The 14,369-nt window shown below is 72.3% G+C and carries 10 protein-coding genes and 1 pseudogene; 3 read left to right on the forward strand and 8 right to left on the reverse strand.

Annotation, left to right across the window (positions count from 1 at the left end):
- Window positions 1–75 precede the first annotated feature (75 nt).
- The gene (locus BUE44_RS24945; protein WP_073501229.1) at window positions 76–1,620 is read right to left on the reverse strand and encodes a Na+/H+ antiporter; all 1,545 of its coding nucleotides are present in this window, start codon (window positions 1,618–1,620) and stop codon (window positions 76–78) included.
- Between the two features lie 364 nt (window positions 1,621–1,984).
- Here BUE44_RS24945 and BUE44_RS24950 point away from each other — a divergent pair, with 364 nt between their 5' ends.
- Window positions 1,985–3,502, forward strand: coding sequence for a sialidase family protein (locus tag BUE44_RS24950; RefSeq protein WP_235002421.1), 1,518 nt, complete (start codon window positions 1,985–1,987; stop codon window positions 3,500–3,502).
- A 94-nt stretch (window positions 3,503–3,596) separates the two neighbouring features.
- Here BUE44_RS24950 and BUE44_RS24955 read toward each other — a convergent pair whose 3' ends face one another.
- Window positions 3,597–4,025, reverse strand: a complete 429-nt coding sequence (locus BUE44_RS24955; RefSeq protein ID WP_235002423.1) for a hypothetical protein — start codon at window positions 4,023–4,025, stop codon at window positions 3,597–3,599.
- 222 nt (window positions 4,026–4,247) lie between these two features.
- Window positions 4,248–5,645 (reverse strand): hypothetical protein, encoded by a 1,398-nt coding sequence (locus BUE44_RS24960; protein ID WP_073501231.1) that lies wholly within the window; start codon window positions 5,643–5,645, stop codon window positions 4,248–4,250.
- Between the two features lie 317 nt (window positions 5,646–5,962).
- Here BUE44_RS24960 and BUE44_RS24965 point away from each other — a divergent pair.
- Window positions 5,963–6,366, forward strand: a pseudogene (locus BUE44_RS24965) (PP2C family protein-serine/threonine phosphatase); the annotation flags it as partial.
- A gap of 119 nt (window positions 6,367–6,485) precedes the next feature.
- Here BUE44_RS24965 and lepB read toward each other — a convergent pair.
- Window positions 6,486–7,157 carry a signal peptidase I gene (gene lepB / locus BUE44_RS24970; protein ID WP_159450296.1) on the reverse strand — a complete coding sequence of 224 codons (672 nt, stop codon included), beginning with the start codon at window positions 7,155–7,157 and terminating at the stop codon, window positions 6,486–6,488.
- 386 nt (window positions 7,158–7,543) lie between these two features.
- A complete protein-coding gene (locus BUE44_RS24975) occupies window positions 7,544–8,425 on the reverse strand; it encodes an SDR family oxidoreductase (protein ID WP_073501234.1) in 882 nt (293 codons plus the stop codon).
- 87 nt (window positions 8,426–8,512) lie between these two features.
- Here BUE44_RS24975 and BUE44_RS24980 point away from each other — a divergent pair, with 87 nt between their 5' ends.
- Window positions 8,513–9,091 (forward strand): TetR/AcrR family transcriptional regulator, encoded by a 579-nt coding sequence (locus tag BUE44_RS24980; RefSeq protein ID WP_073501235.1) that lies wholly within the window; start codon window positions 8,513–8,515, stop codon window positions 9,089–9,091.
- Between the two features lie 104 nt (window positions 9,092–9,195).
- On the opposite strand, the gene meaB is transcribed toward BUE44_RS24980, so the two are convergent.
- The 3 genes from meaB to BUE44_RS24995 are packed head-to-tail and all read right to left on the reverse strand — an operon-like array spanning window position 9,196 to window position 14,235.
- Window positions 9,196–10,182: a methylmalonyl Co-A mutase-associated GTPase MeaB gene (gene meaB, locus BUE44_RS24985; protein ID WP_073501236.1), complete on the reverse strand. Its 987-nt coding sequence runs from the start codon at window positions 10,180–10,182 to the stop codon at window positions 9,196–9,198.
- A 7-nt stretch (window positions 10,183–10,189) separates the two neighbouring features.
- Window positions 10,190–12,397, reverse strand: a complete 2,208-nt coding sequence (gene scpA / locus BUE44_RS24990; RefSeq protein ID WP_073501237.1) for a methylmalonyl-CoA mutase — start codon at window positions 12,395–12,397, stop codon at window positions 10,190–10,192.
- A complete protein-coding gene (locus tag BUE44_RS24995) occupies window positions 12,394–14,235 on the reverse strand; it encodes a methylmalonyl-CoA mutase subunit beta (protein WP_073501238.1) in 1,842 nt (613 codons plus the stop codon). The genes scpA and BUE44_RS24995 overlap by 4 nt, the downstream gene beginning before the upstream one ends.
- Window positions 14,236–14,369 lie beyond the last annotated feature (134 nt).

Genomic DNA, 14,369 nt, shown 5'->3' on the forward strand with positions numbered 1-14,369 from the left:
CGGTGTGGCGGAGGGCGGACTCGCGGACGGCGCCGGCACGGGTCGGTGCCGACGTGCCGCACCGCACGCAGGCGGTCACCGTTCGCCGAGGCCGGACTCCTCGCGGTCGAGATCGGTCTGCAGGCGGCGGCGGGTGGTGTCGCTGATGCGGTGCTCGTCGTAGAGGCGGCGCAACTCGGTGTTCTGGAGGCCGATGACCTCGCGGCGCAGATCGCGGTAGGTGGCGTCGGCCGAGGGGTTGCCCGGGTCGTCGGTGTCGTGGTCGAGACGCGCGGCGAGGTTGTGGCGCATGCGGTGCAGGGCGGTTTCCGGCACGGTCTCCAGGGCGGCCAGGTCGTCGAGGTGGGCCAGGGCGGCACGGGTGAGCGCGTCGCGCGCCACCGTCTCCTCCTGGGCGGTGTGTTCAGGTTCCAGCGCGATCCCGGAGCGGTTCACCAGCGGGGCGAGCGTCAGCCCCTGGACGATCAGGGTGAGCACCACCACGGCGGTGGTGAGGACCAGGACCAGTTCCCGGCCCGGCAGCGACCGGTCGCCGGCGGCGGTCAGCGGAATCGACAGCGCGGCGGCCAGCGGCATCACGCCCCGGGTGCCGGCCCAGGTCACCACCGTCGCGATCCGCCAGGAGGGCCGGCTGCTCGTGGGCCGGACGACCGCGGACAGCGGAAGCATCCACAGGACGCGTACGCCGATCAGCACGAGCGCGATCGCGAGGGCCTGCAGGGGCCACCAGCGGCTGCCGTCGGGCAGGTCGGCGACGAGGGCCGGCAGTTCCAGCCCGATGATGCTGAAGACGACACTCTCCAGCAGGAAGACCACCACCGCGTAGACCGCCTGCACCTGGAGCCGGATGCGCGCGTCGCTGAGCAGGTGCCCGGAGCGGCCGAGCAGCACGCCCGCGACCACCACGGCGGTGACCCCCGAGGTGTGGGCCGACTCGGCGAGCACGTAAGCGGCGTACGGCGTGACCAGGGCGATCACGGTGTCGAGTACGGGGTCGGTGGTCCGCCGCCTGATCCGCGCGACCAGCCAGGCCGCGAGGCCACCGGTCACCGTGCCGCCCCCGGCCAGCAGCCCGAACTCGCCCGCGGCCACGGGCCAGTGCACCGTCGTGGAGGCGACCGCGACACCGACGGCCACCTTGAACAGCACCAGCGAGGTCGCGTCGTTGAACAGGCTCTCGGCCTGCACCAGCACCTGGACCCGGCCGGGCAGCGACAGCCGCCGTCCCAGCGCGGTGACGGCCACCGGATCGGTGCTCGCCAGAACCGCGCCGAGCACGAAGGCCATCGACGGCGGAAGCGGGGTGAGAACCACCGCGAGGGCACCGACGGCCGCGGCCGAGGCCAGCACGAGCCCGAAAGCCAGCACCGTCACCGGCCGCCACACCAACCGCAGGTCCCGCAGCGACATTTCCTCGGCCGACGCGTAGAGCAGGGGCGGCAGGACGACCAGGGCGATGGTGTTCGGCGGGATGTGCAGAGCGGGTGTGCCCGGTATCAGGGCCACCACCAGGCCCGCGATGACCAGCAGCGACGGTGCCGGGATCCGCCAGCGGCGGGCGAAGGTGGAGACCGCGGTGGCCAGTACGACCAGAAAGACGATCGACCCCACCGCGCGCATGAACCGTCTCCCCGATCGCCACAGACGGGGCCGCTGTCACCTCTTGTGACAGCCGACTCCCTGTGCCGACCAGACTTCCCGGCTCACCACGGTCAGCTTATCCGGTCACCGGGACGGCGAGGTCGGCGCCCCGCGCACGGAGGCGGCCGGTGGCGGTGGGCGCCACGCGCGCCAATCTCATGATTGACGTGAGCATGTAGACGGTAGGAGGGTAGGGGCGTCCTTGCGCACGTCCTGCACCTGGTTCGGTTCGGCGGGAACGGCCCTGCCCCACGGCGGGACGTGTACAAGCACCTCCCAGGCGTCTCCCGGCGGCGTACCGATGCCCGACGTGCCCCGTCCCCCTCGGCAGAGGAAGGGAAGCATGTCCCTACGCTCCTTACTGCGGCGCACGGTCAGCCCCGGACTGGTCACGGTGGCTGTTGCCGCCGTCGCGCTGGTCGTGTCCACCGGTATCGCCGACGCCGCGCCCGCACTGACCCGGATCAGCACCGATCCGTACACCAACTCCGGCAGCCAGCACGCCACCGAGGTCGAGCCCGACACCTTCGCCTACGGCTCCACCATCGTCTCCGCCTTCCAGGTCGGCCGGTTCAACGACGGCGGCGGCTCCAACATCGGCTTCGCCACGTCCAGCGACGGCGGCGCCACCTGGACCCATGGCTTCCTGCCCGGGATCACCACGGCCGCCGGCGGCACCTATGCCCGGGTCAGCGACGCGGCGGTGGGGTACGACGCGAAGCACAACGTCTGGCTGATCTCCAGCATCCCGATCACCTCGTCCGTCACGGTGCCGGTCGTCTACACCAGCCGCTCCACCGACGGCGGGCTGACGTGGAGCAACCCGGTGACCACCGCGACCGGTTCCAGCCTCGACAAGAACTGGATCGTCTGCGACAACACCTCGACCAGCGCGTACTACGGCAACTGTTACACCGAGTACGACAACAACGGTGACGGCGACCGCCTGAAGATGACCACCTCGTCCGACGGCGGAGCCACCTGGGGCGCGTCGAAGAACACCGGCAACAGCGCCACCGGTATCGGCGGCCAGCCCCTGGTGCAGCCCAACGGCACGGTGATCGTGCCCGCTGCCAGCGCCTCGGAGACGTCGATCCTCGCCTTCCGGTCCACCAACGGCGGCGCCAGCTGGACTTCGACCACGACCGTCGCCACCGTCAGCACCTACACCGTCCGCGGGTCCCTGCGCAGCGGACCGCTGCCGTCGGCGGAGATCGACGCGTCGGGCACCGTCTACGTGGTCTGGCAGGACTGCCGTTTCCGCAGTTCCGGGGGCTCGTGCACCTCCAACGACATCGTGATGTCGACCACCACCAACGGGACCACCTGGTCCTCGGTGGTCCGTATCCCGATCGACGCGACGACCACCACGGTCGATCACTTCATCCCCGGCCTCGCGGTCGACCGGGCGACGTCCGGCAGCACCGCGCACCTCGGGCTGGCCTACTACTACCACCCGGTCGCCAACTGCACGGCCTCCAACTGCCAGCTGGACGTCGGATACCTCTCCTCCACGAACGGCGGAGCCACCTGGAGTGCCCCGACGCAGTTGGCGGGACCGATGACCCACTCGTGGCTGGCCGGCACCACGCAGGGGACCATGGTCGGCGACTACATCTCGACGTCCTTCGCCGGCGGCACGGCCCACCCTGTCTTCGCCGTCGCCTCGGCTCCCTCCGGCGGTGTGTTCAACGAGGCCATGTACACGCCGTCCGCCGGTCTGGCCGCGGCCGCCGGCACCGCGGTCGCCCCGCCTGCCACCGCGCGCCAGAACGCCTTCTCGGCCGTACAAGCCGTGATCGCCTACGGACAGTGGCTGGCGAACGGCGGCGCCGAGGGCGGAGGTGAGGACAGCCCCTGATCCCGCCCGGAGCGCCCGGGGCCCGGGCGGCGCTTGTGCGCCGGCCGGGCCCCGGTCCGCTCAACTCCGTGGTGAACGGCTCACGAGCAGGCAGTCAGTGCTCGCCGGTGACGATCTCCTTCACCTCGCGGACTGCGTAGTACACGAGCACGTATCCGGCGGCGGGGGGTCCGCCCACCACGATCCCGCCGAAGCGTTGAGGACCAGACCGAGCAGCACCGCGGCAGCAAGCAGACCGTCGATCCGGGTGACCCGGCCTTCCGCCCTCAGTACCGGGTTGTCCAGGGCGGCACCGGTGCGGGCCTTGCCGAAGCCAGCGCCGGACAACTCCCAGACCACCCCCGTCGAGGCGCCGATCGATCAGGGAGTCCAGGCCGAACCCGGCCAGTGCCACCGACCTCGCCGCCACCGCGGCGGCGGCCAGCACCACGATGCCGGCCACGTTCCAGCCCAGCGTCACGTACTCCAGCACGAAGCCCCGGCGCAGCAGGACCTGCCGGGGGACCTCCTTCACTTCGCTCACCCGGCGAGTCTCCCAGTTGGCTCACCCGCCCAGGCACCGTTTCCGTCGCGGTGATCAGGGACCCGACGACTCCTGGCCACCCGGAGGCCGTGCCCACTTCCGTTCCGGCCCGATCCGGGGACGTCACAGTCAGCCGACGGCCGGGGCTGTTGACAGGCGATCAGGTCCGGTCCAGCTCGCGCGGCACCTGATCCGGCGCTCGAACCGGAGTGCCGGGCGGTCTCAGCCGGCGGAGGGTGGATCAACGTCCCGTTGAAGGGGAGGGAGCGGCGGGGCGACAGGGGGCCCCGCCGGATCGGTGTCGAACTTGCGGTAGGAGCCATGGACGTTCTTCAGTACGGCTCCTCCCTGTTTGTCGATCATGCGGGTCAGGCCCTCCTGACCGATACCGAAGGCGACCGCCCAGGCCACGATCTGGGCGCTGTTGTCGAGGGCGGACAGTCCGGGGAGGAATCCGCCGCGGATCAGGATCAGGCCGAGGATTGCGGACAGGGCGCCGATCGGGAGGCGCAGCATCAGCAGGCACACCGGCACCATGTACGGCATCGCCGTGCCCTGGATGTGCCGGATGGAGGCCGCCCCTGCCAGGGTCGCCCCTGTCACCCCGCACAGGGCCACCAGCAGGACCGCGGAGCCCGAGGCCGTGCTGCCGATGGGGCAGACCATCGCGACCACGCCAGTGGTCTGGCTGGGAGGGTCGAAGCACAGCTTCGGGGGGAGCCCTGCCGGCATGAGGTAGCCCGACAGGATGAACAGCACGGTGATGGCGGTAGTGACGAGAAACGTCGCCAGCAGGATGTTCCGGAAGCTGCGGACCCGCGCCACCTCCGTCTCCTCGACGTAGTTGGCGGCGCTCATGACCGCGACGGCCAGGCCCTTGAACTCCGGGGACAGGACATTCGCGTTCTGCTGCAGATGCGTTTCCAGGGAGGTGAGCCTGGGGTCCTGGGGGCCGAGGTGATGGCGCCCCCGGGTGATGACCTCGGCGCCGTACCACCGGAGCTCGTCATTAGGGACCAGTCGCAGCAGGAGGAGTTCGGCCTCATGGATGTTGGCCTCCACCCTGGCCACGTCCGAGCCCGTCCACCAGGCCCAGAACGAGTGCCTTTCGACGGCATCCCGAGCGGCTTCCAGGCACACCCGTGCCTTGTGGGCCAGTTCCAGGTCGGCGGGGTCAAGCCGGTGCCGCGCCTCGATGCGGTTGAGGTCGGCCTGGAGCACGGCGATGTGCGCGCTCTTGCGATGGCACCAGGCGCCCGGCCTCTTCCGGGCGGCGACGTCGTGATCTTCGTCCGGATGACTCACCCGGTCCAGATGGGAGAGCCGTGATTCGGCGTCACGGATGCGCGCGTCCGCCGCATCCCGGGCAAAGGCACGCCTTCGCCACGGCCTGATCGACCGGGCGTCGGTCGCGTCTTGCGCCGAACGAAGCAGCCGCTGCACTTCACCCATCGCGCGGTGGTCGGCCTGCCGGGTGCTCCGGATCCGGTCGAGTTCCTCCTCGAGCTTGCGGATGTGGGAGTCCGACTGACGGCGCGTGCGCGCCGGCCGCCACCGTGAGCCGGCGTCCGGGGCTCCTGCCCGGGTGCTCCCAGTGGGTCCCTTGCCGGTTGCCGCCATCGCGCTCTCTCCTGCGTGCCTGAACCCGCGTGCCTGACGGCCGACCGCGCCGGGCCACCGGCGGGAACAGCTCGGGGCCGTCACTCCACAGCATGGGGCGCGCCGCACGGGTTCGCGCGCTCGTACGCCCATGTGGCCGCTCCACGTGGGCCTCGAACGGCCCCCCGAGGCTGGCGCGCGGGTGGGAAGGGGCGGTGGTTGACTGATGCGGCCGGTCCGCGGCGGTTCGCCTGCCCCGAGGAGGTCGCACGGCCATGGAGCACCCACGGGAGCCGGAGCCGGCCGACGGTGTCAGCGAGCGCCTCGTCCAGGCCAGTCGGTGGTGCAACTGCGGTCACCCGCCGCCGCTGCTCATCAGGGACCAGCGGGTGCTGCCGGGGGCGCTGGAACGCGAGGCCCAGACCCCCATGGGACCGCCCTCCCACCTCGCACCCGGCCCGCGCACCGTGCACGAGGAGAGACTGCGGCCCGGCGACCGGGTGCTGCTGCACACCGACGGAGTGTCCGAGGCGCGGATGCGCGACGGAACGCTGTTCGGCATGGGCCGCTTCACCGACGCGATCATCCGCGCCACGGGCTGGCGTCGGAGGTCCTGCGCCGGCTGATCCACCAGATCCTCGACGAGCAGGGCAGCCAGCTGCGCGAGGACGCCACCATCCTCCTCCTGGAGTGGAAGCCGCCCCTGTCCGACCAGGAGACGGGCGGCGCCGGGGAAAGCTGACGAGCGCTTGGGCGCTCGCACCGACCCGCCTGCCGCGTCCGGTCCGGCGCGGACGGGGGCAGTGTTTCGCCAGGTCGCCCGGCCGGTCGCGAGCGCGGGACCTGGCGAAGCGACGGCTCTCAGTCCTCGTCGGGCGGAGGCAGGACTCCCGCGGCGGTGAGGCGGGCGGCGCGGAGCTTGGCACGGCTGGCGTTGATCGCGCCCCCCGCCCCGCCGGCTATGACCAGCCAGAAGCCCGTCATCACCCACCCGGGGTGCCGTACGGGAGCGCTCGCCGGGTCGACGGCGACGCCCTCGACGGTCGAGCGGGCGATCGTGCCGTCGCTGTCGCCGTTCTGGGTGCGGTAGCGGGAGTCGTTGGAGTTGTTGCGGTTGTCACCCATCACGAACAGCCGTCCCTCAGGGACGGTGATGTCGATCGGGGCGCCGGGGGCGAGCGGCCCGGGTCGCAGGTAGGGCTCGTGCAGCGGGCTGCCGTTGAGCTCCACCGTGCCGTCCGAGTGGATGACGAGGTGGTCGCCGCCCTGGGCGATGACCCGCTTGAGGTAGGTCCCGCCGATGCCCGGCGCACCCCAGTCCCGGACGGAGAAGAGGATCACCTGGCCGTCCCGTACCGCCGAGCCGCCGACCTGTCTGATCGTGACCTCGGCGCCGGGCCAGTAGGTCGGCGACATCGACGCGCTGCTCTGGTCGATCGTCCGGTAGTCGGACCTGTAGCGGATGATCGACCCGACGCCGAGGGCCGCTGTCACCGCGCCGGCGGCCAGCAGCCCCAGCCAGACCGCGATCATCAGCCGACTGGCACCGGTTCGCGGGATCCGGCGCGGATACGGCTGCCAGCCGTGCTGCCACGGGAAAGGCTCCGCCGCCTTCCGCTTCCCGGCCCGTGCGCCGGCAGCCTGCGCGGGCACCGTCAAGCCATCCTGCTGATGCGCCGCCCCCGGCAACCGCGTTCCCCGCCCGTTCATGCCCCGCCCTCTCGTCATCCGCTCGCAGCGGAAGGGCGACATCATGGCAGGTCCGCGGCATGCACGACCAGCCCGGACGTACGCGCGCGCCGCCGGGGTGAGAGCGCCGGTTCGGGCGGGGGCCCGCGCCCCTTACGGGACCTGACGGCGTCACGGACGACGGGGTCCGGCGGCCGGTGCTGCCCAGGCCGGTGTTCCGACAATGTCCTTCAAGGGCGGATGTTCTCCAGGTCGTCGAGGAGGCCGGCGTGCGTCGGCTGCCACCCGAGGGCATTGCGGGTGTGGGCGCTGGACGCAGGCTGGTCCATGGCGAAGATCGGGCCGAACGGGCCGAAGCTCTCCTCCGGGACCTCCCGGACCGGCAGGCCCAGCCGTCGGCCGACGACCGTAGCGATGTCCCGCACCGCGTCGCCCTCGTCGGCCACGGCGTGCCAGGCTGTCCCGGCCGGTGCCGATTCGAGGGCCAGACGGAACAGGACCGCCGCGTCGAGCGCGTGCACGGCCGGCCAGCGCTGGGTGCCGTCGCCCGGGTAGCCGGCCACTCCGGTGCGGCGCGCCGCGTCGACCAGCATGCCGGCGAATCCACCCCGGCCGTCGTTGTGGACCGTGCGCGGCATGCGGACAGCCGTGCTGCGCACACCACTTGAGGCCAGATCCAGCAGCGTATTGACCGCGCGGCCCCGACCGCCCACCGGTCCGTCGGTCGGCAGCGGGTCGGTCTCGGTGGAGGCGCGACCCGGCACCGCGGGCGTACCCGAGACCGCGACGATCGGCCGGCCGGTCCCGATGAGTTCCTGCCCCAGCGCGGCGACAGCGGCGCTCTCCTGGGCGATGGACCGCGCGACCGCGCCCGGGCTGCTGTAGTCGCGCCCGAACGCCAGACTGATCACGCCGTCGCACTGTGCGGCGCCGGACCGCAGGACGTCGAGGTCCGCGAGGTCGCCGCGCAGCGCCTTGGCGCCCGCGCTCTCCAGGATCCGCGCGGAACCGTCCGAGCGGGCCAGCGCGAGAACGGTGTGGCCGTTGTCGAGCAGTTCGCTGACGACGGCGGAGCCGATGGTGCCGGTACCGCCGGTGATGAAGACGTGCATGTGCTCTCCCGTAAGTGATGGGACCCTTGTCCCATCACTCACCTTACACAGTGATGGGACAAGAGTCCCATCATCTATTCTGTTCGCATGGCTAGATGGCAACCGGGAGCGGCACAGCGACTCGTCGTCGCGGCGGTCGACCTGTTCACCGAGCAGGGGTACGACGCCACCACGGTGGCGCAGATCGCCGAGCGCGCCGGCGTCACCAAGAGCACCTTCTTCCGGCACTTCCCCGACAAGCGCGAACTGCTGGTCGCCGGCCAGGAGACGCTCAGCAGGCTGCTCGCCGACGGCATCGCCGAGGCGCCCGAGAGCGCCAGCCCGCTCCAGGCGGTGGCAGCCGGTCTCCAGCGCGCATCGAGCGCCATGGGACCGACCAACCGCGAACTCGGCCCCCGCCTCGAAGCAGCCGTGGCCGCCAGCACCGAACTGCAGGAGCGCGACGCCCTCAAGAGCGTCGGCCTCGCGGCTGCCATGACCGCCGCGCTCGTCGCCCGCGGTATCCCCGACCCGACCGCGCACCTCGCGGGCGAGCTGGGAGTCCTGGCGTTCAAGCGGGGCTACGCCCAGTGGTCGGAAAGCGATCGCGACGACGGGGAAGGGCTCGCGCCGCACGCACTGGCAGCCCTGGAGGACCTGCGCGCGGCGACCGCGACGCTGGGCTGATCGGCTGCCGCCCGGCGCGAGCCCCGGGCGTGGACCGGCGCGCTCGGCCCGCCGCCGTCTCGGGGCCGTCGAGGCCGGTCACCCGCAGGTGCGGACCGGCGCGCTCAGCCCGCCGTGGTGTCGAACGCACCGAGGAGGTGCTGCGCGGCCAGCGCCGCGGTCATCTTCCCGTCCCTGACCTGCTGTTCCAGCTCCGGGGCCAGGGCGCGTACGGCCGGATGGCCCTGGAGGCGGCCGAGGAGTTCCTCGCGCGCCATCGTCCAGGCCCAGTCGACCTGCTGGTCGCGGCGCTTGGCGGCCAGCCTGCCGCCGGAGTCCAGAAGCGCGCGGTGCTGCTCCAGCCGCTCCCACACGGTGTCCATGCCGGTGGACTCCAGGGCGCTGCAGTGGAGGACCGGCGGGGTCCATTGCGCGTCGGCCGGCTGCATCAGGCGCAGCGCGCCGGACAGCTCCCGGGCGGCGGAGCGTGCGTCCTGCTCGTGGCGGCCGTCCGCCTTGTTGACGGCGATCACGTCGGCCAGCTCCAGTACGCCCTTCTTGATGCCCTGCAGTTGGTCGCCGGTGCGGGCGAGGGTGAGCAGCAGGAAGGAGTCGACCATCCGCGAGACGGCGGTCTCGGACTGGCCGACTCCCACGGTCTCCACCAGCACCACGTCGTAGCCCGCGGCCTCCATGACGACCATGGACTCCCGGGTCGCCCTCGCCACCCCGCCCAGGGTGCCCGCGGAGGGGGAGGGGCGGACGAACGCCGACGGGTCCACGGCGAGGCGTTCCATGCGCGTCTTGTCGCCGAGGATGGAACCGCCGGTGAGGCTGGAGGACGGGTCGACCGCGAGGACGGCGACCCGGTGCCCGCGGGAGGTGAGCATCGTGCCGAAGGCGTCGATGAAGGTCGACTTGCCCACCCCCGGGACACCGCTGATCCCGATCCGCCGGGCGCCGCCGCTGTGCGGAAGCAACTCCGTCAGCAGCCGCTGGGCCGGTTCCCGGTGGTCCGGGCGGCGGGATTCGACGAGGGTGATCGTCCGCGCGATGAGCGCACGTCTGCCGTCGAGCACGCCCTGGACGTAGTCGTCGACGTCGATGTCCATACGGGCGTCACAGCCCGTCGTGGCCCAGCGCGGCGCCGAGCCGGCCGATCAGGTCGTACGCGGCGTCCGGGATCACCGTGCCGGGCGGGAAGACCGCGGCGGCTCCCGCCTCGTGCAGCGCCGGGACGTCCTGCGGGGGGATGACCCCGCCCACCACGATCATGATGTCCGCCCTGCCCTCGGCGGCCAGCTCCGCGCGCAGCGCGGGCACCAGGGTCAGGTGCCCCGCGGCCAGCGACGACACGCCGACCACGTGCACGTCGGACTCGACCGCCTGCCTGGCCACCTCCGCCGGCGTCTGGAACAGCGGGCCGACGTCCACGTCGAAGCCCAGGTCCGCGAAGGCGGTCGCGATCACCTTCTGGCCCCGGTCGTGCCCGTCCTGACCCATCTTCGCGACGAGGATGCGCGGCCGGCGGCCCTCCGCTTCGGCGAAGCGCTCGACGAGCGCCCGGGTGCCGTCCACGGCGGGGGAGTGGCCTGCCTCGTTGCGGTACACACCGGAGATCGTACGGATCCGGCCGGCGTGGCGGCCGTAGACCTTCTCCAGCGCGTCGGACATCTCACCGACCGTCGCCATGGCACGGGCCGCGGAGACGGCGAGCGCGAGCAGGTTGCCCTCCAGGTCCGGCCCCGGGTCCCGTCCCGCCGCCTCGGTCAGCGCCCGCAGGGCGGCCTGGCAGGCGCCCTCGTCCCGCTGGTCGCGCAGCCGCCGAAGTTTCGCCAGCTGCCGGGTCCGTACGGAGGAGTTGTCGACCTTGAGCACGTCGATGTCCTCGTCGGAGCCGACCCGGTAGGTGTTGACCCCGATGACGGGCTGCCTGCCCGAGTCGATCCTGGCCTGGGTGCGCGCCGCCGCCTCCTCGATCCGGAGTTTGGGGATGCCGGCCTCGATGGCCTGCGCCATGCCTCCGGCGGCCTCGACCTCCTGGATGTGCTGCCACGCACGCCGGGCCAGGTCGTCGGTCAGACGTTCGACGTACGCGCTGCCGCCCCACGGGTCGACCACCCGGCAGGTCCCCGACTCCTGCTGGATCAGCAGCTGCGTGTTGCGGGCGATCCGCGCGGAGAAGTCGGTCGGCAGCGCCAGCGCCTCGTCGAGCGCGTTGGTGTGCAGCGACTGGGTGTGGCCCTGCGTCGCGGCCATCGCCTCCACGCAGGTGCGGGTCACGTTGTTGAAGACGTCCTGCGCGGTGAGCGACCAGCCGGAGGTCTGCGAATGCGTGCGCAGGGAGAGCGACTTGGGGTTCTTCGGGTCGAACTGCTTGACGAGCCTGGCCCACAGCAGGCGGGCCGCGCGCAGCTTCGCGATCTCCATGAAGAAGTTCATGCCGATCGCCCAGAAGAACGACAGCCGCGGCGCGAACGCGTCGACGTCCAGCCCGGCGGCCAGGCCGGCCCGCAGGTACTCCACCCCGTCGGCGAGGGTGTAGGCCAGCTCCAGATCGGCCGTGGCTCCGGCTTCCTGGATGTGGTAGCCGGAGATGGAGATCGAGTTGTACCGCGGCATCTTCTGCGAGGTGTAGGCGAAGATGTCGGAGATGATCCGCATGGAGGGCAGCGGAGGGTAGATGTAGGTGTTGCGGACCATGAACTCCTTGAGGATGTCGTTCTGGATGGTCCCGGCGAGTTTCTCCGGCGGCACTCCCTGCTCCTCCGCGGCCACGATGTAGAGCGCGAGAACGGGCAGCACCGCGCCGTTCATCGTCATCGAGACCGTCATCCGGTCCAGCGGGATGCCGTCGAAGAGCTGCCGCATGTCGTAGATCGAGTCGATCGCCACGCCCGCCATGCCGACGTCCCCGGTCACCCGCGGATGGTCGCTGTCGTAGCCGCGGTGCGTCGGCAGGTCGAACGCCACCGACAGGCCCTTCTGCCCCGCGGCGAGGTTGCGGCGGTAGAAGGCGTTGGACTCCTCGGCGGTGGAGAAACCCGCGTACTGGCGGATCGTCCAGGGCTGGTTGACGTACATCGTCGGATACGGCCCGCGCAGGTAGGGCGGCACACCCGGGTACGTGCCGAGGAAGTCCAGCCCTTCCAGGTCGCGGCCGGTGTAGAGCGGCTTGACCGCGATCCCCTCCGGCGTCTCCCAGACGAGGTCGGCCGCGCTGCTGCCGGTGGCCTGCTTGACCGCCTGGCGCCACTGCTCCAGCGTGGCCTCGGGCGGGGTGCCCGGGCCGAGCGGGATCTGCGAGAAGTCCGGGATCCGCGTCATGCCGTCACTCCCACGCCGTCGAGTACCGAGGTCAGGACGGCGACCGCGTCGCAGCCCAGGAAGAGGTGGCCGTCGACGTCCGGTCCCCTGCCGGGACGGCCCGCGAGCAGGATCCGTTCCGCCCCGGCCGCCCTGAGCGCGTCCGCGACGGCCGCGGCCTGTTCGTCGTAGAGCGCGTCGCTGGAGCACAGGCAGGCGATACGGGCGCCGCTGGCCGCGAACGCCTCGGCGGCCGAGTCCGCGTCCACCGTGATCGGGTCGTGGACCGGCTGCACCCCGCCAGCCTGGAAGAGGTTCGAGGCGAAGGAGACCCGCGCCGCATGGGCCGACTCGGGGCCGAGCGCCGCGAGGAAGACCGCGGGCCGGCTCCCGGTGGAGGCCAGATGGGCGTCCGAGCGCGCCCGCAGCGCTTCGTAGGCCTCGTCCCGGCGCACCCGCGGCAGGCCGCCGCCGGGACGGGCGGGCGGTTCGGCGCGCTCGACGGGCCGCTCCGCGAGGTGCGGGAATTCGCTGACCCCGGTGATCGGCTCGCGCCGGGTGGCGAGCGCGCGGCTGCGCGCGGCCCACACCTCGGCGATGCGTTCGCCGACCCAGCCCGAGCGGAGCGCCGCCTCCTGGCCGCCCGCCCCTTCCAGCTGCTGGAAGAACTCCCAGGCGGCATGGGCGAGTTCGTCGGTGAGCCGCTCGACGTACCAGGAACCGCCGGCCGGATCGGCGACCCGCCCGAGGTGCGACTCCTCCAGCAGGATCGAGGAGGTGTTGCGGGCGATCCTGCGGGCGAAGTCGTCTGGGAGTCCCAGCGAGTGGTCGAAGGGCAGCACCGTCACCGAGTCGGCGCCGCCGACACCGGCGCCCAGGGCGGCCAGCGTGGTGCGCAGCATGTTCACGTAAGGGTCCCGACGGGTCATCATCACCGCCGAGGTCACCGCGTGCTGGAGCTGCGGAGCCGGCTCCCGCGCCCCGCACACCTCGGCGACCCGGGTCCACAGGCGGCGGGCGGCCCGTAGCTTGGCGATGGTCAGGAACTGGTCCGCGGTCGCCGCGTAGCGGAATTCCAGCTGGCCGCAGGCGTCGTCGAGGCTCAGACCCGCCTCGGTCAGCAGACGCAGGTACGCGACCCCGGTTGCGAGCGAGCAGCCCAGCTCCTGGCCGGCGGACGCACCCGCCTCGTGGTACGGCAGGGCGTCCACGGTCAGCGCCCGCAGCCCCGGGTACGCCCGGTGGATCCGCAGGGCCAGGGCGACGGCGTCGCCGGAGTCCACGGCCTGCCCTGTACGGGCGCCGTGCCCCAGCGGATCGGCGCCGAGATTGCCGCGCGCCGCCTGCGGTGCCACCCCCTGCCGGTCGTACAGCCGCAGCAACTCGGCGGCCGCGGCCCGCGCGTGCGGGCCCGCGTCGAGCACCACGGGCGCGAGATCGAGGTGGACGCCCTCCAGGGCGCGCTCCAGGTCCGCCGGGGGCAGGCCCTCGGCGCCCAGCGACAGCCACACGGACGTGGCCCCGCCCTCCAGGTCGGCCAGTACGGCCTCGTTGGCGCGCTCGGCGGTGGGTGACCGGTGCCACGGGCGCACGTCCCAGCCGCCGACCGGCCGGCCCCCGCGGACGTAGGGCGGGAAGCCGGGCAGGCCCGGGTCTGGAGCGGTGGTGCCGGCATCGTAGAGGGGGCGTACGAGCAGGCCGTCGTCCAGCGCGGTGGACAGCGCCCGCTCCGCCTCCGGCCCGGACAGGTCCTTGCCGGACTTGCGCAGGACACCGGCCACGAGCTGCTGCCACTGCTCGTGGGTACCGCCCGGGAATTGCGCACCCAGCGGGATCGCGTCGTCAGGCAGAACCGTCATGCGCCCGATGCTAGGGCCTGCCCCCTTGATGCTTTCTAAAGACAACCTGGAGCCGGGGTGGACACCACCGTCCGATACGAGCGACGGCCCCCTGTCCGGCACGCGGGTGGCCCGCGCTCCCACCCGACTGCGCT

Source organism: Actinacidiphila paucisporea, from assembly GCF_900142575.1.
Classification (GTDB): domain Bacteria; phylum Actinomycetota; class Actinomycetes; order Streptomycetales; family Streptomycetaceae; genus Actinacidiphila; species Actinacidiphila paucisporea.